19 protein-coding genes and 1 pseudogene are annotated in these 21,876 nt (G+C 57.0%); 16 read left to right on the top strand and 4 right to left on the bottom strand.

Features of this window, described 5'->3' with window-relative positions; all coding sequences use genetic code 11:
• Window positions 1-9 precede the first annotated feature (9 nt).
• From ACMYUN_RS00185 to ACMYUN_RS00150, 8 genes are all read left to right on the top strand, one after another.
• The gene (locus tag ACMYUN_RS00185) at window positions 10-948 is read left to right on the top strand and encodes a carbohydrate kinase family protein (protein WP_415762363.1); all 939 of its coding nucleotides are present in this window, start codon (window positions 10-12) and stop codon (window positions 946-948) included.
• Window positions 949-993: 45 nt separating this feature from the next.
• Complete coding sequence (locus tag ACMYUN_RS00180; RefSeq protein ID WP_415762362.1) at window positions 994-1,614, top strand: hypothetical protein; 621 nt, start codon at window positions 994-996, stop codon at window positions 1,612-1,614.
• A 275-nt stretch (window positions 1,615-1,889) separates the two neighbouring features.
• Window positions 1,890-3,944: a type VI secretion system tip protein VgrG gene (locus ACMYUN_RS00175; protein WP_415762361.1), complete on the top strand. Its 2,055-nt coding sequence runs from the start codon at window positions 1,890-1,892 to the stop codon at window positions 3,942-3,944.
• Complete coding sequence (locus ACMYUN_RS00170) at window positions 3,935-4,801, top strand: DUF4123 domain-containing protein (RefSeq protein ID WP_415762360.1); 867 nt, start codon at window positions 3,935-3,937, stop codon at window positions 4,799-4,801. Before ACMYUN_RS00175 ends, ACMYUN_RS00170 begins: the two co-directional genes overlap by 10 nt.
• A 33-nt stretch (window positions 4,802-4,834) precedes the next feature.
• Window positions 4,835-8,086 (top strand): hypothetical protein, encoded by a 3,252-nt coding sequence (locus tag ACMYUN_RS00165; RefSeq protein ID WP_415762359.1) that lies wholly within the window; start codon window positions 4,835-4,837, stop codon window positions 8,084-8,086.
• Window positions 8,087-8,106: 20 nt separating this feature from the next.
• Window positions 8,107-9,081 carry a tetratricopeptide repeat protein gene (locus tag ACMYUN_RS00160; RefSeq protein ID WP_039762780.1) on the top strand — a complete coding sequence of 325 codons (975 nt, stop codon included), beginning with the start codon at window positions 8,107-8,109 and terminating at the stop codon, window positions 9,079-9,081.
• A gap of 288 nt (window positions 9,082-9,369) precedes the next feature.
• The gene (locus tag ACMYUN_RS00155; protein ID WP_415762358.1) at window positions 9,370-9,639 is read left to right on the top strand and encodes a DUF2790 domain-containing protein; all 270 of its coding nucleotides are present in this window, start codon (window positions 9,370-9,372) and stop codon (window positions 9,637-9,639) included.
• 90 nt (window positions 9,640-9,729) lie between these two features.
• Window positions 9,730-10,128: a hypothetical protein gene (locus tag ACMYUN_RS00150; protein WP_415762357.1), complete on the top strand. Its 399-nt coding sequence runs from the start codon at window positions 9,730-9,732 to the stop codon at window positions 10,126-10,128.
• Here ACMYUN_RS00150 and ACMYUN_RS00145 read toward each other — a convergent pair.
• A complete protein-coding gene (locus ACMYUN_RS00145; protein WP_243241059.1) occupies window positions 10,125-10,394 on the bottom strand; it encodes a DUF1652 domain-containing protein in 270 nt (89 codons plus the stop codon). The genes ACMYUN_RS00150 and ACMYUN_RS00145 overlap by 4 nt on opposite strands.
• 368 nt (window positions 10,395-10,762) lie before the next feature.
• Here ACMYUN_RS00145 and eco point away from each other — a divergent pair, with 368 nt between their 5' ends.
• Window positions 10,763-11,248 (top strand): serine protease inhibitor ecotin, encoded by a 486-nt coding sequence (eco, locus tag ACMYUN_RS00140; protein ID WP_415762356.1) that lies wholly within the window; start codon window positions 10,763-10,765, stop codon window positions 11,246-11,248.
• Between the two features lie 36 nt (window positions 11,249-11,284).
• On the opposite strand, the pseudogene ilvA reads toward eco, so the two are convergent.
• Window positions 11,285-12,274: pseudogene (gene ilvA / locus ACMYUN_RS00135) on the bottom strand (threonine ammonia-lyase, biosynthetic); the annotation flags it as partial.
• 250 nt (window positions 12,275-12,524) lie between these two features.
• On the opposite strand from ilvA, the gene ACMYUN_RS00130 reads away from it, so the two are divergent.
• From ACMYUN_RS00130 to pncA, 3 genes are all read left to right on the top strand, one after another.
• The gene (locus ACMYUN_RS00130) at window positions 12,525-12,881 is read left to right on the top strand and encodes a DUF2834 domain-containing protein (protein WP_415764007.1); all 357 of its coding nucleotides are present in this window, start codon (window positions 12,525-12,527) and stop codon (window positions 12,879-12,881) included.
• Window positions 12,882-12,949: 68 nt separating this feature from the next.
• Window positions 12,950-13,117, top strand: a complete 168-nt coding sequence (locus ACMYUN_RS00125) for a hypothetical protein (RefSeq protein WP_160292042.1) — start codon at window positions 12,950-12,952, stop codon at window positions 13,115-13,117.
• A 50-nt stretch (window positions 13,118-13,167) separates the two neighbouring features.
• A complete protein-coding gene (pncA, locus tag ACMYUN_RS00120) occupies window positions 13,168-13,794 on the top strand; it encodes a bifunctional nicotinamidase/pyrazinamidase (RefSeq protein WP_415762355.1) in 627 nt (208 codons plus the stop codon).
• 5 nt (window positions 13,795-13,799) lie between these two features.
• On the opposite strand, the gene ACMYUN_RS00115 is transcribed toward pncA, so the two are convergent.
• Window positions 13,800-15,101 (bottom strand): ATP-binding protein, encoded by a 1,302-nt coding sequence (locus tag ACMYUN_RS00115; protein WP_039762773.1) that lies wholly within the window; start codon window positions 15,099-15,101, stop codon window positions 13,800-13,802.
• Between the two features lie 4 nt (window positions 15,102-15,105).
• Window positions 15,106-15,807: a response regulator transcription factor gene (locus ACMYUN_RS00110; RefSeq protein ID WP_039762772.1), complete on the bottom strand. Its 702-nt coding sequence runs from the start codon at window positions 15,805-15,807 to the stop codon at window positions 15,106-15,108.
• A gap of 276 nt (window positions 15,808-16,083) precedes the next feature.
• Here ACMYUN_RS00110 and ACMYUN_RS00105 point away from each other — a divergent pair, with 276 nt between their 5' ends.
• From ACMYUN_RS00105 to ACMYUN_RS00090, 4 genes are all read left to right on the top strand, one after another.
• The gene (locus ACMYUN_RS00105; protein ID WP_415762352.1) at window positions 16,084-17,241 is read left to right on the top strand and encodes an efflux RND transporter periplasmic adaptor subunit; all 1,158 of its coding nucleotides are present in this window, start codon (window positions 16,084-16,086) and stop codon (window positions 17,239-17,241) included.
• A 15-nt stretch (window positions 17,242-17,256) separates the two neighbouring features.
• Window positions 17,257-20,355 (top strand): multidrug efflux RND transporter permease subunit, encoded by a 3,099-nt coding sequence (locus ACMYUN_RS00100; RefSeq protein ID WP_415762351.1) that lies wholly within the window; start codon window positions 17,257-17,259, stop codon window positions 20,353-20,355.
• 180 nt (window positions 20,356-20,535) lie between these two features.
• Window positions 20,536-21,177 (top strand): DUF1345 domain-containing protein, encoded by a 642-nt coding sequence (locus ACMYUN_RS00095; RefSeq protein WP_415762349.1) that lies wholly within the window; start codon window positions 20,536-20,538, stop codon window positions 21,175-21,177.
• A gap of 170 nt (window positions 21,178-21,347) precedes the next feature.
• Window positions 21,348-21,857: a hypothetical protein gene (locus ACMYUN_RS00090; protein ID WP_415762348.1), complete on the top strand. Its 510-nt coding sequence runs from the start codon at window positions 21,348-21,350 to the stop codon at window positions 21,855-21,857.
• Window positions 21,858-21,876: the final 19 nt, after the last annotated feature.

Genomic DNA, 21,876 nt, shown 5'->3' with positions numbered 1-21,876 from the left:
CAAACAACTATGTACCTGGTGTGTGGCGAAGCCCTGTTTGATTTCTTCAGCGAAAACGATGCCAGCGGTCTGGCCTCGAAAGTCAATTTCAAGGCGATTGCCGGCGGCTCGCCGTTCAACGTCGCCGTCGGTCTGCGCCGCTTGGGCGTGGACTCGGCGCTGTTCGGCGGGCTGTCCACCGACTACCTCGGCCGGCGTTTGCAGCAAGTCCTGCAAGAGGAAGGCGTGCATCCGGACTATCTGGTGGATTTTGCCGCGCCGACCACCCTGGCGATGGTCGCGGTAGGCGCCAATGGCTCGCCGCATTACAGCTTCCGTGGCGAAGGCTGCGCCGACCGCCAATTGAGCGAGGCGCATTTGCCGACACTTGGCGACGAGGTGCGCGGCCTGCACATCGGCTCGTTTTCGCTGGTGGTGCAGCCGATTGGCGACACCTTGCTTAAGCTCGTTCAGCGTGAAAGCGGCAAACGCCTGATCAGCCTCGATCCCAACGTGCGCCTCAATCCCGAGCCGAACATCAATCTATGGCGCGAGCGCATCGCCACGCTGGTGCGCCTGGCCGATCTGATCAAAGTAAGCGACGAGGATCTGAGCCTGCTCTATCCCGAGCAGGATCCGCAAAACGTGATTGACGGCTGGCTCGAACATCGCTGCCAGATCGTCTTCCTGACGCGCGGTGGCGACGGCGCGACCGTGTTCAGTCGCGCCTATGGCTCGTGGTCGGTACCGGCCAATCAGGTTCAGATCGCCGATACGGTTGGCGCTGGCGACACCTTTCAGGCGGCGCTGATCACCTGGCTGACCGAGCACTCGCTGGACTCGGTCGCTGGCGTGCAGCAGCTGAGTCGCGAGCAGATTGACGGCATGCTCAGGTTCGCCGTACAAGCCGCGGCGCTGACCTGCAGCAAAACCGGTCCGGATCTACCCTATCGTCATCAGTTGAGCTGAGCGCGTAGACTGTCGGCCTTTTTTGCGCACGACGGAAACAAGCTTTTGAATCTCAGGCACATCCTCGCCCTCCTGACCCTGGCCACCCTGCTGAGCGGTTGCGGCACCTCGCCGCCCCGCTCGCCGGAAGACATCTGCGCAATCTTCCGCGAGAAAAGCGACTGGTACGACGCTGCGCAAGTCACGCAGAAACGCTGGGGCGTGCCAATCCAGGTGCCTTTCGCGATCATGTATCAGGAATCCGGCTACCGCTACGACGCCAAGACACCACGCAAATACCTGCTCTGGGTAATTCCGTGGGGCCGCGTCTCCACCGCTTCCGGCTATGCGCAAGCCAAGGATGAAGTCTGGGCCGACTATCAGAAAAGCACCGGCCGCAACTGGGCCGATCGCGAAGACTTCGACGACGCCATCGACTTCGTCGGCTGGTACATGGACAAGACCACCTCGATCAACGGCGTGTACAAATACGACGCCTATAACCAATACCTGAACTACCACGAAGGCTGGGGCGGCTTTCGCAACAAGACCTACGCGAGCAAGGCCTGGTTACTGCCGACTGCGCGCAAGGTGCAGAACCGTTCGGATCTGTATGCCCAGCAATACGCCGGCTGCAAGGAAGACCTCAATCGCGGGTTCTGGAGCCGGTTCTGGCATTGGTTGTAGAAGCCCTTCGCGACCAGGCTCGCTCCCACAGGACCTTAGTGAACGCCGATTTTGTCTACACCCGAGAAACCTGTGGGAGTGGGCTTGCCCGCGATGGCAATCTCTCAAACACCATCAAAGTCTATGAAAGGCCCGATTTCACTGACCCAAATCGCCCTCCTAAGGGTTTTCCCTATGACATCAAGGCCCCACATCTACGCCATTTGCGCCTTGAATGAGGCCGTCTAATCCTGCAACATCCATCACCTGCTTATTCAACGGACGGAATTCAAGGCATGCTGGACGCCAATGCAACCCACATCACCCTCTCGATCGAAGACGCCAACGCCGACCTGCAAGTCCTCAGCTTCACCGGTCGCGAAGCCCTCAACGAACCGTTCCGTTTCGACCTCGAACTGGTCAGCGCCCGCCCCGACCTGAAGCTCGAAGAGCTGCTGCACAAGCGCGCCTGCCTGACGTTCGGCGCCACCGGCGAAGGCAAGATTCACGGCCAGGTCTATCGCATCGAGCAGGGCGACTCCGGCAAGACCCTGACCCGCTACAGCATCAGCCTGGTGCCGCAACTGGCCTACCTGCAGCACAACCATGATCAGCAGATCTTCCAGCAACTGACGGTGCCGAAAATCATCGCCCAGGTGCTGGAAGATCGCGGCATTCTCTCTGACGCCTACAGCTTCCAGCTCGGCGCCGAGTACCCGGAACGCGAGTATTGCGTGCAATACGACGAGTCCGACCTGCATTTCATCCAGCGTCTGTGCGAAGAGGAAGGCATTCACTTCCACTTCCAGCACAGCACCAGCGGCCACAAACTGGTGTTCGGCGACGACCAGACCGTATTCCGCAAACTGAAGCCGGTGAGCTACCAGCAGGACTCCGGCATGGCTGCCGAGAAACCGGTGATCAAGCGCTTCAACCTGCGCCTGGAAACCCGCACCACTCGCGTCAGCCGCCGCGACTACGATTTCGAAAAACCCAAGCTGCTGCCCGAAGGCGCGGTCAAATCCGAATTCGCCCCGGACCTGGAGGACTACGATTACCCCGGCCGCTTCACCACCCGCGAGCGCGGCAAGTTCCTCTCGACCCGCGCACTGGAACGCCATCGCAGCGACTACAAACTCGCCGAAGGCAAAGGTGATGAACCCACCCTCACCAGCGGCCATTTCCTCACGCTCGTCGAACACCCGCGCGACGAGTGGAACGACCTGTGGCTGCTGCTGGAAGTCTTCCACGAAGGCAAACAACCGCAAGTGCTCGGGGAAAACGTCACCAGCGACGTCACCGACAACAAGAGCGATTTCCACCAGGGCTACCGCAACAGCTTCCTCGCTACCCCATGGGACGCGCACTACCGCCCTGCCCTCGAACACCCGAAACCGAAAGTCCTCGGCAGCCAGACCGCCGTCGTCACCGGCCCGCCCGGCGAAGAAATCCACTGCGACCAATACGGCCGCATCAAATTGCAATTCCACTGGGACCGCGACGGCCAGTCCGACGATAAAACCACCTGCTGGATGCGCGTCGCCAGCGGCTGGGCCGGCGCAGCTTACGGCGGCATTGCCGTCCCGCGCATCGGCATGGAAGTCCTCGTCACCTTCCTCGAAGGCGACCCCGACCAGCCCCTCGTCACTGGCTGCCTATACCACAAGGAAAACGTCGTCCCCTACGACCTGCCGGCCAACAAAACCCGCAGCACCTTCAAAACCCTCAGTTCCCCGGGCGGCAAGGGCTACAACGAATTCCGCATCGAAGACAAGAAAGGCGCCGAACAGATCTACATCCACGCCCAGCGCGACTGGGACGAAAACATCGAACACGACCAGAAAATCCGCGTCGGCAATGAACGGCATGACACCGTTGAAGCCAATGTGTTGAGCGAGTTCAAGGTCGAAGAACACCGGATCACCCATCTGGACCGCATCAGCGAAATGCGCGCGGATGATCACCTGACGGTGGGTGTGACGCAGCATGTGAAGGTGGGGACGGGGCAGTTTGTTGAGGCTGGCAACGAAATCCATTACTACGCCGGCCAGCGAGTCGTGGTCGAAGGCGCCATGGAGCTGACCGCGAAGGCTGGCGGCAGCTTCGTCAAGGTCGATGCGGGTGGCGTGACCATCAGCGGCGCTGAGGTGAAGGTCAATACTGGCGGCTCGCCCGGGGTGGGCACGCCGGCGGCGCCGTTGTTGCCGGGGCCGATGAAGGTTGTGGATGCGGATAAGGCGGGGAAAGTCCCTGTCCCGCTGCCCAAACGTCTGAATGAATCTGGAATAACGCCGTTGTGCGGCAAGCAAAGCAACGGCGCCTGCAGCCGTAAGGATTGCACATGCATGTGAAAGCGCTCAGCGCACTCCTCGAAGCTCCACGCCATGGGTTCGTTGATTTACCGAGAGAAAGCTCTGAATCAACAGTGTGTTTCATTATTGACCCGGTTCGACAGCCTGACGCGATGAGCCGCCTTTATCGTGTTGGCGAACCGGTGGTAGATGCACAGGGCCTGTTCCTCAAAACCGCCTTCGCTGAGATCGCCGCTGACGGTCCGCTCTGGATCACCGCGCCGTGGAGCAGTCGCCTTGCGGCTGAGGCAGCAAAGCTGTGCGAGGAAAACTTTTCTGGCATTGCCATTACTACAGCTGATTCTGACAAAGCGCTCGCCCATGCGCGCTGGCTCTTGCGCGCTAATGATGGTTCTGGCGGACAGAGCCTGCTGAGCTACCACAAGCCAAGCCTGTGGGCCGCGCTGGCCTATACCGTTGGCGACAACTCCCATCAGCTGTTCGGCCCTTGGCAGCACGTATACAGCCCAGCGCCGGTTCATTTTGGGCGCAATAAAGGTCCATGGCTCAGTTGGCGCGCCGTCTCGGAAGTCGAATGGCTGGGCGATACTTCAGTGTTCAGCCTGCCGCCATCCGCGGCGAACGTTCAAGAGCATTTGGGTTGGGTTTATTGGGCAGATGAACATCACGCAGATTACGGCGAGCCGAGCGATGAGCATCTGCCCAACCTTGTGGCAAACCTCAATGTGCTGGTTGCCCACAATATTTACGAAGGCCGTCACTTGCTGAAGCTGGGGTCAATCACAAATGGCCCACTGCTTGAAACACAGCCACAGGCAATGGCCATCCTGCAATCCAGGGAAGAGTCGTTCATCAAAGTACAGCAGCTGCAGCAACTCACCACCAGCGTTGCTTGATGAACCCGTCCGTTAAGAATGAATGGAAGCGAAATGGAACAAAATACCAGCGCAGCACCTAACACCGAGTCGGCACCTGCAAAACCGGTAGTTGCTGATGAAACTTGTACAAAACCGCCTCGGGATATTGGTGAACAGCCCGAAGCGCCGGAAGACACACCAGGCGATCACGACAAAGTGAAAACGCCCTGCTCCACCATTTATGGCAGTGCAATTTACGATACGGAAAATGAATCCTTCTGGTTACTACCAGAGCGGACAAACTCCGCCCTGAAAGAAGCTTCCAGTGACTTGGAACAGAAGGTCAGCTCAAGCAAATCTCCAGAAGAACGGAAAAAAGGGCTCTACGAGTCGGGACTCCTTGAGTATTTCCTAGAGCCTAAACTGGCAAACTTTCTTGAGGGTGACGAGAAAGCACGGATGCTAGAAATCGAAGCTCAACATCCGAATATCAGCAATCTAGATGCAGCACTTCTAGAGGCTCAGCAGAACTTAAAAACCACGGCGCCAGAAGATTCTTCCACTCAGCTTACCGCCCTTGAGCAAGATCAGCTTAAAAGAAACCATTTCCTGTCCGCCCGGGATGCTGCAACCCGCGTACGTGGCATGCATAGCGAATGGCAAAAGCTCAAGCGCATGGCCATCGCCGCCGCTAAGGAAAAAGGCTACGCGTACGAAAGCGGCAACCTTTATGCGCCCAAAGCCAGCGCGGCCCGGGAAGCCGTTCAAAAGTATCTGAAAGCGCGAGAAGCGCTGTTAGAGGACAAGGATCTCACCAAGTTAACCTCGGCAGAGCTCGCGCCGATGCTCGCTCAAGATAAAAAACGAATCGACGAGATCGCGATGTGCGGCACTAACAATCAGTTGATGCTCTGCACCTATGTACGCGACCAGGAAATCAAACGTAAGGAAAGGAAAGCGACCTACAGCGCTTATCTGGAGGCCATCACCGACGTTGCACAATACGGAATCGCATTGCCGGAGTTCGCGCTGATTTCTGAGGGCGGAGCAGTCGAAAGTGGAGTCGACCTGTTCAAGCAATATATGGCGCTCGAGAAAGAGCAAAAAGAGACCAATGAACGTCTCAGCGCCAAGTACAAAGGCTGGATCGAGGCAAGTGGCCGACAAGCCAAAGCGCCCACCAACCTGGTCACTAATGAACGTGCCGACTGGGACCGCTTGCAGGCTTCGAAAGAAAAACTACGACTTCAGGCTGAGAGCAATGTGGAAACGGCAATTGTTCGCCGTCATCTATTGTGGGAGCCAGAGCAATTTCAGGCAAGACCTGAAGAGCGCTTGATTAAAAACGGCTTCCCGCTGGCCGAGATGAGCATGGCGGACAGCCTGAAAAAACCGCTGACCTATCTCAGCATGTATTCGCTGCCACGACTCAAACAAACTGTTAAGGATGACTGGAAGAAAGTTGGCGCCAAGGTCAAAGATCTGATGAAGCGTCCGGGCAATAGCGATGGAAAAGCAACGACGGACACTGAACTGAGTTTGTTTGGACAGTGGCTGAAAAGCGAAGGTGCGTTAAGAATCAAGGATCAGGAAAGCGATTGGTTCTCAGCCGAAGGGTGGTTCGAAATCGAAAAATTCAACGCCTACCTTGAAAACAAAAAGTACAAGGTCACTGCGCTGGAAAACGCTGGTACCCGTAAAGAATGGGGGCACCGATTGCAGCAAGTGTTGTTCAAGGACAACGTACGCAAGACATTCCGCATTTTCGACATCACACCGCAAGCCCAGTTGGTTCGATGCCTAATGCCCTCCACCACGGAAACTATCCATTCTTCGACAAAAGTAGAGGGGCCGGACTGGACTCTGGCCGAAGGATTCCAAGCCTCCGCCAAGGCTACTTTTGCCGTTGATCTTGCCAGAGGCGAGGTCGAGCTTTTTAAAGTCGACTTGCCAGATCGTGCCAGCGCGAAAGATATTGTCATCACCTACCGAAATGCAGAAGACATACAGCAAAAGATGAATCTTGGACGTTTTTCGCTCTATTTAGGCGCGAAGGCTTGGGGCTATGCAGGAGCATCATTGTTGCTTTCTTCGGAAATTGCATTGGATGTCAGCAACGCTGGGTTCCATTTAGCGCCTCCGGAACCGGTTGTGCGCAACCCCGATAAGCGCAGCTACGCGAGAACTGAAAAAAGTGGACAGATTAAAAAAGCTCCTGAAACGCTACAGATACAGGATGGCGCGAAAGCCGCATTTAATCTATTCGCCGGTCTGCAAACCGGGATAATGGTCACCGGAGCGCTAAATTGGGCACCACCCGGCGAAGTAGCCTTGCTAACCAAAGCGCCCGTTTCCGGAAAAGCTGCCGGAATGAAAGCCAGCGAATGGTTCAGCCTTGCGCGTTTGACTATGGAACTCAACGCCGCTGCCGGTCTCGGAGCGAGGGCTGAGGCGAGTATTTCCCTGCACGAGGGCCGTCTGATTCTGGTGCTCAAGGCAGCCTTGATCGCCGGCCCAGGCGTCGGTGGCTCCTTCAAGTTCGAAGTCGGCTACGATGCCGTCACCGAGCTGCTTAACATGTTCCGTAGAGAACTATATAAAAACAAACAGAACCCTTACTTTGTCATTGAAGACGAAACCTATGCGTACCTTTCAAAATTAAATACGCTGGCCATTGGCGGTTTTGATATTCGGATGATTTATCTTATGGGCGCTGATGCGGTGATGACGCTTTATGAGAGCTTGACTGCGACAGGTAAAGGCGGATCTATTGCTGATACGATTATGTTTTACGATCCAGTGGAAGAGCTTGAGGAATGGTGCATCAATGCGATTCCAGGCGCGCTCGGACCATTATTGATGACACTCATTAGCCCACCTGATGATTTCTCTGTAAATTATTCGAATAACTCAGATAAACCTGATAAAAAAGAGCGCAAATATGACAGTGATCAAGCGCACCTAGTTCAGCAGCAGGCCATTGAGCGCATTCTCGGCTGGATTGTAAAAAGTGCAACCAAGCAAAATTCAATCGAACAAGCTCAGTATCAATTTGAGCAAATTTGCATGTGCATGAATAAGTTTGGAATGAAGCCAGCTAATGCTGAGGAGAAATATTGCGAAAACCGTTTGGCGCTTGATAATTTCATGACTGAGGCAGTCCTTCGCCTTACTGTTCCCTCAGGGGAGGAAATGCGAACGCGCTATAAAGATCATGTCAAATTGTTAGGTGCAAAACGTGACGGATCTTGCCAGCGCAGCCAATATCAAGGACGAACATACGTACCAGCAGGTGTGGCTAAATTTATTCCGACCATCCATTAATGAATTAAAGAGACAAGCATATGTGGCTGCGCTCACTATTCTCAGTAGTTATATTCCTCACTTCTGCTAGCTCCTCTCTGGCAGAGCTCGCCCCACGCCAAGAGCAGGCCAAAAACCATGGCATTGTCCTTTATAATCAATTGAAGACCGAGTCTGCCAAGCCTTTTTTATTGATCGCATCGGAGGCAGGAGATAGTGAAGCTCAATATTTGTTAGCGGAAGTGCTTAGAAAAAAAAATCACTACATGAGCTCCGAAGCTAGGGCTTGGTATGAGGCGTCGGCTAATCAAGGCAACATATACGCCATGATTCAGCTAGGACGGAGTGAAAAAGATCTATGCGATATCACTCGCGACTGCAAACCACCTCAGAAAGATCCGATCGAGTGGCTGAACGAAGCCAAGAAACAAGCTATAGAGAAAGCAAAAAACGGTAACGCTGAAGCAATGTACATTATGTATGAAATTACCCTAGACGATCAGTGGCTTGAAAAAGCAGCTATTGCGGGTGACGATCAGGCCCAGTACTGGCTGGCGGTATCTTATAAGCAAGGTGATGGCTTTTTCTTACCTTGGAAACGAACAGAAGAAGTAAAAAAATGGTTCAAACTGTCCGCTGAAGCAGGAAATCCGCGTTCCATGATGGAGTATGCGGCTCTTCTTTTCGAGAGCGGAGATCTTGAAGGTTTTAGACACTGGAATGAGCAAGCAGCGATAGCAGGTTATGCGGAATCAGTGTATGGATATGGCTCATATCTTGCTCATGAGCCCGACACATATGGATTTCCATATGACCCCGTTAAAGGCTATTCACTAGTTTCATCCTTAAGTATTCTGAACGGCGGGGGTGGAATGCAAGAAAACGTTGAATACAAACTCCCTCTCATTGCAGCCAAGTTGACACCCGCACAAATTTCCGAAGCGCACGAGCAAACAAAGAAATGGGCTGCTACACATCCTCCGCTGTCTTTTTTTCCCGAAAAACTAAGTCGGTAATTCACTTTAATCAATAATGAGTTAGGACGCGAACTACTTGAGAGCCATAATCAGGATCATCGCTCCTGGTTATGGCTGATCGGCAATCGCTTCAATGCAAATATCTTTGGTTAAATGTGCTTACCGCGTGATCCCCGATCTATTCAGCCTAATTAGTCCAATTACCCCCTTAATCCTCGAATCAAAGACTCTACGGTACTGTTCCGCTCAGGCATCGCGCTGAAACCGGCTGCGGCAGGCTCGTTCGGCTTCGTGCCGGGCGCCTATCCGTTACGCTGGAGTCCTCTCATGAACATTCGTCCCTTCCTGCTCACCGCCACCCTCGCCTGCTGCTCATACGCCGCACTGGCCCAAGCAAACGACACCTCCGCCACATCGAATCAAACATCCTACCAATACGGCATGCCACTACACGTGGCGAAGGTGCTTTCGCTAACCGAGCCGCCGACCTCGGAATGCAAAGTCATCACCGCCGACATGAAATACATCGACAACACCGGCAAGCCCGCACAAATCAGTTACAGGAAATTATCTGACGCATGCAGTCGGCAGAACTGACAGACGCTTCTGATTTTCCGGTTCGCCATAGGCGTGGGGTGGCTCCGGCGGTTATGCTCGGGGCCTTCCCTACTGCCGCAAGGATTGGCCATGCAGTTGTCGTTCCGCACGTTGTCGAGCTTCACTTCAATCCTGTGTGTTCTGCTGGCACTGGTCTGGGGATTTTTTCCGGAGGTGTTGCTGGCGATCTGGAGTATTGGCTATTCGGAAGGCACTGGCGTAGTCGCAAGGCGCAGCGCGGTGCTGTTTGCGGCGTTGGGGGTGATGTTTTATTTGCTGCGCAATGCTCCGCCGTCAGCTGCACGCGCTGCACTGAGCAATGGTTTCATCGTCGGCTGTTTCGGTTTGGCGGCGTTGGGTTTTGGCGAATGGCTCAATGGCCATGCCGGCCCCGGGATTTTGCTCGCGGTGCTAGTCGAGTTCGCGCTGGGCCTTGGTTTTGTACAGGCCCGGCGCGTGACGGTAGAATTGGGTGAAACGCTGGGTTAAACCGCTCGAGAACGAGCGCTGGTTTGATGCGTATTGGTTTGTTGCGCGAGATCGGATCGCAGGCCTGCGACCAGGTTGTTGATTTCACGGCAGCTGTTCAAGCGGCTGGCGTCGATGCCGCTGACGTAGAGATCGGCTTGGTCGGTTCGATGGTCGCCAAACACTTTGACGGACATCGACAAGTCGGGCGACAGCGTGCACTGGCAGCGTTTCGGCAAGAAACTGCTTTCAATGATATTGCGTAATTCCAAGGCAGATAAAAACATGGCGAACCCTCTCCTTTCTGTGCGATTGCCAATCAAGTATTCACGCTGACCCTTCGCTGCGCCTTCACGGGTGTGCCCCCGCTGTTTCCGTGGTGCGGCAAGTGGTGGTACTGCGAAATGCCCATTGGAGTGTAGGCGCCCAAATCCGGTGCGCCTCACCGAAAGAACGCATAAAACGTGCCTTTGATCGGCTCGTTTCGCTCCCTTCAAAATCAAGCACTTGGGAAAGTGGCCAGTATTGTGCTATTTGCAAAATGCATGAACCGACCATCCGTCCACTGCAATCTGCAATCTCCGGCCGAATTTGCTTTCGAAGACCATGACGGCAAGAATGTCTCCCATTGCAATCAACCCGCACGGAGGCTTCCATGAATTCCTTGAGTATTTGCGCGATCACCGGCCTGTTGATCGCCAACCTTTCCACCCTCGCCCACGCCGCCAAGCTCGAAGACGTGGCGCCGTATCCCAAAGCCGAAGCCGGGTTTACCCGTCAGGTCATCCATCTGCCGAAACAAGAGCAGGAAGAGAATTTCCAGGTTGAAATTCTCGCTGGCAAGACTCTGGAGGTGGATTGCAACCGTCAACGTCTGGGCGGTGTGCTCGATGAAAAGAACCTGCAAGGCTGGGACTATCCGTTCTATCGCTTGGAAAACGTCATCGGCCCGATGAGCACGATGATGGCCTGCCCGCCCGGCAGTCAGAAAAAACGTGCTTTCGTTCCGGTCGTCGGCGACGGCTTCATGTTGCGTTACAACAGCAAATTGCCGGTTGTGGTGTACGCGCCGTCGGACGTCGAAGTGCGTTATCGCATCTGGTCGGCGTCGGACAAAGTCGGCACCGCCCTGCAGGAATAACCCGAGCGCTTGTTACGCCGGCACGCCGCAAGCAGCGGCGCGCTCGGCGACATGGCGCAGGCTGTCGAAGTTGATGTTGGCCCCGGAGTCGATGGCGACGAATGTCTGATCGCGAACCCCACTGCGCGCCACGTACTGCTTGATCCCCGCCACGGCCAGCGCACCTGAAGGTTCAGTGATCGAACGTGTATCGTCGTAGATATTCTTGATCGCGGCGCAGAGCTCGTCATTGCTGACCGTGATTACTTCATCTACGCAGAAACGGCAAACCTCAAAGCCATACGCGCCAATCTGCGCCACCGCTACGCCGTCGGCGAAGGTGCCGACGCTCGGCAGAACCACCCGCTCGTCCGCGCGCAAAGCGGCTTGCAGACAGGCCGAATGTTCGGATTCGACGCCAATGATCCGCACGTCCGGACGCAGGTATTTGACGTAGGCCGCGATACCGGCGATCAAACCTCCGCCGCCGACCGGGATAAAGATCGCATCCAGCGCGCCTTGATGCTGGCGCAGTATTTCCATGCCCACGGTACCTTGGCCGGCGATCACGTCAGGATCATCGAAGGGTGAAACGAACGTGCATCCGCTCTGCTCGGCCAAATGCAACGCGTGGGCCAGAGCAAACGGGAAACTCTCTCCGTGCAGCAGGGCTTCGGCACCGCGACTGCGCACGCCGAGTACTTTGAGCTCAGGGGTGGTAGAGGGCATGACAATCGTCGCGGAGATGCCCAATTCCCGTGCCGCCAGCGCTACGCCTTGCGCGTGATTACCTGCCGATGCAGTGATCACTCCCCGCGCTCTCTGCTCATCCCTCAGTTGCACGAGTTTGTTGTAAGCACCACGGATCTTGAAAGAGAACGTCGGTTGCAGATCTTCGCGCTTGAGCAAGATCCGGTTGCCCATTGTTTCAGACAACGCTGGCGCAAACTGCAATGGCGTACGCACCGCAATGTCGTACACCGGCGCGGCCAGAATCTTTTTCACGTAGTGCTCAAGCAGTGCTTGCTGGTCGGGGCTGTACGGCATGGTCGTCTCCTGACATTTTTCAGAACCCCGGAGACAGAAAGTAAAAACCCGCCTCTAGGGCGGGTTGGGTGCTGCAGTCGTGAGCTAGCCCGCCAAATGAGGAATGGCGGTAATAATGCTTGGCTGGCAGCGCATTACGGTAAAAGTCATGGGCTGGAAATTAGCCTGCCGGCGGATGACAAGTCAATGGTCAATTGTGCGTCGCGCCGGTAGGCTGGCGATTCTGCTCATCACACCAAGGAAGGAAAGCATGATGTCCATCGCGCTGCCTCTCACCGCTTTGCTCGCGTTCAGTGGGTACACAGTTTCGGTAATGCTCCAGGCTGAACAGTCACTGATCAACTTCGGCATCAGCCTGATGTCACGACCGGACACCGCGCAGGTAGTCATCGATCTGTACCTGATGGCGACACTGGCCGGTGTATGGATGGTCAAGGACGCCCGGTCTCGGGGACGCTCCGTCTGGTCGGTAGTGCCTTATTTGCTGCTGACCACAGTGTTCGTTTCAGTGGGGCCGCTGTTGTATCTGGTGATTCGCGGAATTCAGGAGCGGCGCAATTCTGCCGCTGCGCCGTCGGCCCAGCCTCACAATTTTGAATCTTCCTGAGAACTGAACAGTCACTGCAAATGAGAACAACAACTTCCGCTCCAAGCCGATGAAAGTGGAGATTGACCATGAACATTCGCCAAGTGCTGTTCGCCGTCCCGCTGCTGGTCACCGCCCTGTCCAGCCCCGCTGTTTTTGCTGTCGATGAAAGCGACGCCGTGAAAAAGCCCGAATGTCCGAAAGGCCAGGTCTGGGACAGTAAAACCCAGCAATGCGTACTGCAGACCAGCGGCTAAAGGAAGCCCTGCTAAACTGGCCGAGGTTTAATTCCAAGGAAGATCGCCCTGTGCCAATTTCATCTCGCACCGCATTGCTGGTCATCGATGTTCAGAACGATTTTATTCCCGGCGGACAATTGCCGGTGCCTGAAGGTGACCGGATTGTGCCGCTGATCAACCGGCTCGCGCGCCAGTTCAGGCAAGTCGTGATTGCTCAGGACTGGCACCCGAGCGGGCATATCTCGTTTGCGTCCAGCCATCCGGGCCGGCAGCCTTACGACGTCATTCAACTGCCGTACGGCGCACAAACGCTGTGGCCCGAGCATTGTGTGCAAGCCAGCGCCGGCGCCGAATTCCACGCGGAACTGGATTTGCCGCACGCGCAATTGATCATACGCAAAGGCTGCAACCCCGACATCGATAGCTATTCCGCTTTTTTGGAAGCGGACCGAAGCACCACCACGGGGCTTGCCAGCTATTTGAAAGAGCGCGGCGTCGACACCGTTTATATGGTTGGCCTGGCCTTGGATTTCTGTGTGATGTTTTCGGCGCTGGACGCGCGCGCGGCGGGTTTCAATGTCTTTGTGGTGCTGGATGCCTGTCGGGCTATTGATCTGGACGATTCGCTGGAGTCTGCAATTACGCGGATGCAGGAGGCCAGCGTCGGCCTGATCCAATCATCTGATATTCGTTAGGGAATTCAGGCCGCGGCCGGCAACCACAGCCTGAATCGCGCCCCACCCAGCGGCGAACTCTCGACGGTCAGCGTGCCGCCCTGTGCTTCGAGCGCTCGGCGGCTGATCGCCAGACCGAGGCCGAATCCGCCGGTGGCGCGATCACGGCTGCGGTCGAGCCGATAGAACGGTTCAAAGATCCGCTCGCGCTCGTCGTCGGGAATGCCAATGCCATCGTCGTCAACCCAGATCTCACATCCGCCGGCAATCACCTGTACGCCAATCTGAATGCGTTTTTCGCAATAGCGCATGGCATTGCGCAACAGGTTCTGGATGGCCCGAGCGGTCAGGCGCGGGTCCAGCGCGAAGCGTTCGAGCTGACCGTGCAAGAGCACGTCAATCACGATGTCCGGCGATTCCAGTTCCTCATCGACACTGCCGAGAATGCTGTCGATGAACTCGTCGAGCGACACCTCGATGCGCTCAGGCGATTGCGCCGGATTCTGTAAGCGGCTGTAGGAGAGCAATTCCAGTACCAGTTCATCCAGTTCACGGATGTGCGCAACCAGGCTCTGCAAACGCTCGCGGCTGGCGGCCGGCAAGTCTTCGGACAACGCCAGCGCCAGGCCGAAATCCAGACGTGTCAGCGGCGTGCGCAGTTCGTGGGACACAGCGTTAAGCAGGTCGCGTTGCTGGTTGAGCAGGTTTTCGATATCGCCGGCCATGGTGTCGAACACGTTGGCGAGGCTGCCAATGTTCGAACTCGGGGCAATTTTTGTTCGCTCGCTCAAATGGCCTTTGCCGAAGCGTTCGGCGGTGCCTTTCAGGCGTTCCAGGTCGCGCCAGTGCGGACGCAGCCAAAGCAGCAAGCAGCCTAGCAACATGGCGCCGATCAGCACGTTGATGCTCCAGTACAACAGATCGACGTCGACCGGATCCGGCGGTACGACCATGCGCACGGCCATTTCGCCATTCAGTGGTGTGACCGCCAGGGTGCGCCAACCCCAATCGCCGATGCGCACGACGTTTTCACCACGATGCAGACGTTCCTGCTCGATGGGCGTGAACACCGGGTCGTCGATCGGCGTCAGGACGATGTGCAGCGGCTGGAATTCCTTGTCCATCGAAGTAGCAATCGCTGGCCACTGCTCTTGCGGCGCGGCATGAAATTGCTTGGTGATCAGTGACTGCAGACCTCTGGAGAACTCCAGATTGTAGGTGACGAAGCGATCCCGAAAAACCATCACGACCAGATCCGGCACGAGATAGATCGCCGCGCTATAGGAGACGATCGTCACCAGATACAGACGAAACAGAATACGAAACATCAGCTCAGCATTCCCACTCGGACCGGCTGAACAGATAGCCCTTGCCCCATACGGTCTTGATCTTGCGCGCCTCGCCGGCGTGATCATCGAATTTGCGCCGGAGCTTGGAAATCGCCACGTCCACCGAGCGATCGGTGCCGTTGAATTCGATACCGCGCAGGCGCTGCAAAATCTGATCGCGACTCAGCACTTCACCGGCGTGCCGCGCCAGCACCACCAACAAATTGTATTCACCGCTGGACAGCTCGACCGCTTGATCACGCCAGGTCACGGTGCGTTCGGACAGATCGATACACAGATTACCCATGACGATCCGGTCATTTGCCGCCAGTGGTTCGCCGAGACTGCTGCGCCGCAACAGCGTGCGCACCCGCGCCAGTAACACCCGCGGCTCGCAGGGTTTGGTGACGTAGTCGTCAGCGCCCATTTCCAGGCCCAGTACCTGATCATGACTGTCATCGCGGGCCGTCAGCATAAGGATTGGCAGGGTCGCTGAATCGGCGCGCAGCAAGCGGCACACCTGCAAGCCGTCGAGGCCCGGCAGCATCAGATCGAGGATCACCAGATCCGGCGGACTGATACGCGCGCGCTCGCGCACATGGTCGCCACGACCAATGACGCTGACGGAATAACCGTTGCGCTCCAGGTAGCTCGAAATCAGTTCGGCGAGGGCGGTGTCGTCTTCGACCAGGAGGATGTTGGGCATGGGGTGTTCCAGATATTGCTGAAGTAGATGTCAGACCGCTTTCGCGAGCAAGCTCGCTCCCACAGTGGTTTTGCATTGTTTACAAAACTCATGTGGGAGCGAGCTTGCTCGCGAAAGCGGTTTAACCGTCACAAAAGAATTCAAGGCCTGCAGGATATACGCCCTCACGCACCACCGAGCAAAACCCTTACACAATTTCACACAGCAACTACAAAGCTTCACCGCTAACCTCCCCGTCTGGCCGTAGGATGCGGCCTTCAATATTGGGGGGTGTACATGTCTGGAAAACTGCTGGCCGGGCTCGGCCTGATCGCATTGGCGCTGACGCTCAGCGCTTGTGATTCGTCATCGAACGCCGAAGAGCAGGCGCCACCGGCGACGGTGCGCATCGAGACCATCAAAGCCCAACCCCTGTCGATCAGCAGCGAACTGAGTGGCCGCATCGCCGCGCCACGGATTGCCGAAGTACGTGCGCGAGTGGCGGGGGTCGTGTTGCAACGCACCTACCGCGAAGGCAGCGACGTGAAAAAGGGTGATGTGCTGTTCCGCATCGACCCGGCGCCGTTCAAGGCTGATCTGGACAGTGCTGAAGCTGCGCTGCGCAAAGCCGAGGCCAACGCTTTCCAGGCGAAACTGCAAGAACAACGCTATGCGCAGTTGATCGAGGACCAGGCCATCAGCGGTCAGGACTACGACAACGCCCGCGCTGCCGCTCGGCAGACTGCCGCCGATGTCGCCGCCAGCAAGGCAGCGCTTGAAAGAGCGAAACTGAATCTCGGTTATGCCACCGTCACCGCACCGATTTCCGGCCGCATCGGCCGCGCGCTGGTCACCGAAGGTGCGCTGGTCGGGCAGAACGAAACCACGCCGCTGGCGCTGATCCAGCAATTAAATCCGATCCATGCCGACCTGACCCAGTCGACCCGCGAGCTCAATGAGCTGCGCCGCGCGTTCCGTTCCGGGCAGTTGCAGGAAGTCGGTCAGGATCAGGTCAAGGCCACGCTGATCCAGGATGACGGCAGCCTCTATCCGTTGCAGGGCAAGTTGTTGTTCAGCGACATCACCGTCGATCCGGGCACTGGCCAGATCATCCTGCGCAGCGAATTTCCCAACCCGGATCTCGACCTGCTGCCGGGCAGTTTCATCCGCGTACGCCTTGAGCAGGCCACCATCCAGAACGGTATCACCGTGCCGCAACGCGCCGTTCAGCGCGACAGCGCCGGTATTGCCCAGGTACTGACCGTCGATGAGCAGATGCGCGTTTCGGCGCAACCAGTGCAACTGGGTGCGGTGCAGAACAATCGCTGGATCGTCACCGGCGGCCTGAAGCCCGGCGACCGTATTGTCATCGAAGGCCTGCAACACGCCCGTCCCGGGGAAACGGTGCAGATCGACGAAACCCCTCTTCCACTTGCCCAGACCACTGGTCAGTAAGCAGGACGCTTTCATATGCCGCAGTTCTTTATCGACCGCCCGGTGTTCGCTTGGGTGGTCGCCCTGTTCATCCTGTTGGCTGGTGCGCTGGCCATCCCGCAGTTACCGGTCGCGCAATACCCCGACGTCGCACCGCCGCAGATCGAAATCTACGCCGTCTACCCCGGCGCCTCGGCGCAGACCGTCGATGAAAGCGTGGTCAGCCTGATCGAGGAGGAACTCAACGGCGCCGATCACCTGCTCTATTTCGAATCGCAGAGCAGCCTCGGTAGCGCGACGATCAAGGCCACGTTCCAGCCGGGTACCAACCCGGAACTGGCGCAGGTTGACGTGCAGAACCGTCTCAAGGTGGTCGAGTCGCGCCTGCCGCAAGCGGTCAATCAGCAGGGTTTGCAGGTGGAGAAGGTCTCGTCCGGCTTCCTCTTGCTGATCACCCTGACCTCCAGCGACGGCAAGCTCGATGACGTGGCGCTCAGCGATTATCTGGCGCGCAACGTGATGAACGAGATCAAGCGGCTGGACGGTGTCGGCAAGGCGCAGTTGTACGGCGCCGAACGGGCGATGCGAATCTGGATCGATCCGCAGAAGCTGATCGCCTTCAACCTGACGCCGGCCGATGTCAACGAAGCCATCGTCGCGCAGAACGCCCAGGTTTCCGCCGGCAGCATCGGTGATCTGCCGTCACCTTCGACGCAGGAGATCACTGCGACGATTCTGGTCAAGGGCCAGTTGTCGACGCCGCAGGAATTCGCCGACATCGTGCTCAAGGCCAACCGCGACGGCTCCACGGTGCGCATCGGCGATGTCGCGCGCGTCGAAATCGGCAGCCAGGAATATCAGTTCGGCACGCGCCTGAACGGCAAGCCGTCCACTGCCGTCGGCGTGCAGCTCTCTCCGGGCGCCAACGCGCTGAACACCGCGACGCTGGTGCGGGCGAAGATGGATGAGTTGGCGCGCTATTTCCCGGCCGGCGTTGAATACAAAATCCCGTACGACACGTCGCCCTTCGTCAAAGTCTCGATCACCAAAGTGATCTACACCCTTGGCGAAGCGATGCTGCTGGTGTTTGCGGTGATGTTCCTGTTCCTGCAGAACGTGCGCTATACGCTGATCCCAACGCTGGTGGTGCCGGTGGCGCTGATGGGCACGTTTGCGACCATGCTGGCGCTGGGCTTCTCGATCAACGTGCTGACCATGTTCGGCATGGTGCTGGCCATCGGCATCCTGGTGGACGATGCCATCGTCGTGGTGGAGAACGTCGAACGGATCATGGCCAGCGAGGGCTTGTCGCCCAAGGAAGCCACGCGCAAGGCGATGACGCAGATCACCGGGGCGATTATCGGCATCACTCTGGTACTGGTCGCGGTGTTTATTCCCATGGCCTTCATGCAGGGGTCGGTTGGGGTGATCTATCAGCAATTCTCGCTGTCGATGGCCACCTCGATTCTGTTCTCCGCGTTCCTCGCCCTGACGTTGACCCCGGCACTGTGCGCAACATTGCTCAAGCCAGTCGCCAAGGGTGAGCATCACGAGAAGTCCGGATTTTTCGGCTGGTTCAATCGTCGCTTTGAGCAATTGACCGACCGCTATCAAGGTTGGGTTGGCTATGCGCTGAAGCGCACCGGTCGCTACTTGTTGGTCTACGTCGTCCTGCTTGTAGGTCTGGGCATTTGCTTCGCGCGTCTGCCCTCCTCGTTTCTGCCGACAGAGGATCAGGGCTACACCATCACCGACATCCAGCTGCCGCCCGGCGCGACCAAGAACCGCACGGTTCAAGTGGCCGAGCAGCTTGAAGCGCATAACGCCGGTGAGCCGGGGATCAGTGACAGTGTGGTGATTCTCGGTTTCAGCTTCTCCGGTAGCGGGCAGAATGCGGCGCTGGCGTTTTCAACGCTCAAGGATTGGTCGGAACGTGGCAGTGATGATGCCGCCAGCTCGATCGCTGACCGCGCCAACGCAGCCCTGAGCCAGATCAAGGACGCCATGGCGTTCTCGGTGCTGCCGCCGCCGGTCGATGGTCTCGGCACGTCCAGCGGTTTCGAGTTCCGTTTGCAGGATCGCGGTGGACTGGGCCATGCGACGTTGATGCAGGCGCGTACGGAACTGCTCGCCGCCGCCGAGAAAAGCCCGGTACTGATGAACGTGCGTGAAAGCGCGCTGGCCGAAGCGCCGCAAGTGCAACTGATCGTCGACCGCAAGCAGGCGAATGCCTTGGGCGTTTCGTTCGCCGACATCGGCAACGTGTTGTCCACTGCCGTGGGTTCGAGCTACATCAATGACTTCCCCAATCAGGGCCGCATGCAGCGCGTGGTTGTGCAAGCCGAAGGTGATCAGCGCAGTCAGGTGGACGACTTGCTGAAAATGCACGTGCGCAACAACGCCGGAAACATGGTGCCGCTGTCGGCATTCGTCCAGGCCGACTGGATTCAGGGGCCGGCGCAATTGACCCGGTACAACGGCTATCCGGCGATTGCCATCTCTGGAGAACCGTCGGCGGGGCGCAGCACCGGTGAGGCCATGGAGGAAATCGAGCGACTGGTAGCGCTGGGGCCCAAAGGGCTGGGCCAGGAATGGACTGGTCTGTCATTGCAGGAACGCCTGTCCGGCAATCAGGCGCCGATTCTGCTCGGCTTGTCGCTGCTGGTGGTGTTCCTGTGTCTGGCGGCGCTGTACGAGAGCTGGTCGATTCCGACTTCGGTATTGCTCGTGGTACCGCTGGGTGTGCTCGGCGCGGTGCTGGCGGTGACAATGCGCGGGATGCCTAACGACGTGTTCTTCAAGGTTGGCCTGATTACCATCATCGGCCTGTCAGCAAAGAACGCGATCCTGATCATCGAGTTCGCCAAGAGCCTGTATGACGAGGGTCACGATCTCATCGATGCAACGTTGCAGGCAGCGCGTTTGCGCCTGCGGCCGATCGTGATGACATCGCTGGCGTTCATTCTTGGCGTGGTGCCCTTGGCCATCGCCACCGGCGCCAGCTCAGCGAGCCAGCAAGCAATCGGTACTGGTGTAATCGGCGGGATGATCACCGCGACGCTGGCGGTGATCTTCGTGCCGGTGTTCTTCGTCGTGGTCATGAAGCTCGTACAACGATTCACCAAGCAACACTGATCCAAACTGTGGGAGCGAGCCTAGGCGCGAATGCGTCGGTACATTCAAAGCTGATATTGACTGATCGGACGCCTTCGCGAGCAGGCTCGCTCCCACAGAGATCTGCATACAGACAGCATTGTAGTCACACCTCTCATCGCTGGGCTAAGGTGTCATTACCCACTTGCCCACCGAGTCCCCATGCCCTTCCTCGCCCGTACCCACCCTCGCCTTTCCGCTGCCGCCGCGCTCGGCCTCGCCACCGGCCTGCTGGTCCCCGCCGACTCCATCGCGAGCAAGATTCTTATCGGCTGGAACACCGGCGTGTGGACTTACCTGATCCTGATGTTCTGGCTGACCATACGCGCCAAGGCCCCGGATGTGCGCCGCATCGCCGAGATCGAGGATGAAAACGCCGGGCTGGTGCTTTTCGTGGTGTGTATCGCCGCGCTGGCCAGTCTCGCCACCATCACCTTCGAACTGGCCGGTAGCAGGGATCTGGAAACCTCACACAAACTAATGCACTACGGCTTCACAGCGCTGACGGTAATCGGCTCATGGCTGCTGATCGGGGTAATTTTCTGCGTGCACTACGCGCGGTTGTTTTACACCTGGAACGGCAAGGAGCCGGCACTGCGTTTTGCTGAGGGACTGACCACGCCTAATTACTGGGACTTTCTGTACTTCTCGTTCACCATCGGCGTGGCTGTGCAAACTTCGGACGTGGGCGTTGCAACGCGGGATATTCGAAAGATTGTGCTGGCGCAGTCGTTGATCGGATTTGTGTTCAATACGGCGATCCTCGGGTTCTCGATCAACATTGCAGCAGGGTTGTTCGGCTGAAAAAAAACACGGCATGTTCTTGCAGTTCAAAGCACACAAAAAAGTGCGCCTGTAAACTGTCAACACTGACAGTTTACAGGCGCACTGTATTCAGGCTTCCATACAACATCCAGAAGTAGGACGGGTCAGTCTTTGGATGTCCCCAACCATATCGTATGGAGATATAACTCATGAGCTATGCAGCCCGAGCCTACAGTACGATCTTGCCGGATACAGCGCAGACCTTTTTGTCAGCCACGATCAACGGCGATGCCAATCCACGCTACAGGTTTGTCAAAGTCCCTCAATTTATGGAGTTTCGATCTACCTCTGTGCCTTCCTTCGGGCCGAAGCCCTACCCGGAAGGCTTGCGTTACGTTTTGACAGCTGGACACACCAAGGATGGTGTGACGCGTACGCTTGAGTTCGTGTTCCCTTTCAAACCCCAATCTTTGAGCTATGACCTGTCCAAAGATAGCGATGATGTCAGAAGCACTTACTATTCCAATCCCGCGACGGGCGACCTGCATGTCTCTGTGAGCGGGAGCCTGACATTGAAATATGACGACATTGAAAAAACACTGAGTGGCACTTGGTCCGGTACCTACGACCATGGTGGAGAGAATGGCAACGAAGAGTTCCCGATCACTGGGGAGTTTGTCGTTGACGCCGACCTGAGCAAAAGAAAAAGCACTTACTGACTACGGAAAAAAGGAAGCT

This window comes from Pseudomonas sp. CP4 (assembly GCF_047758505.1).
In the GTDB taxonomy this organism is placed as follows: domain Bacteria; phylum Pseudomonadota; class Gammaproteobacteria; order Pseudomonadales; family Pseudomonadaceae; genus Aquipseudomonas; species Aquipseudomonas fluorescens_AO.
This window is presented reverse-complemented; position numbering and strand designations above follow the sequence as displayed.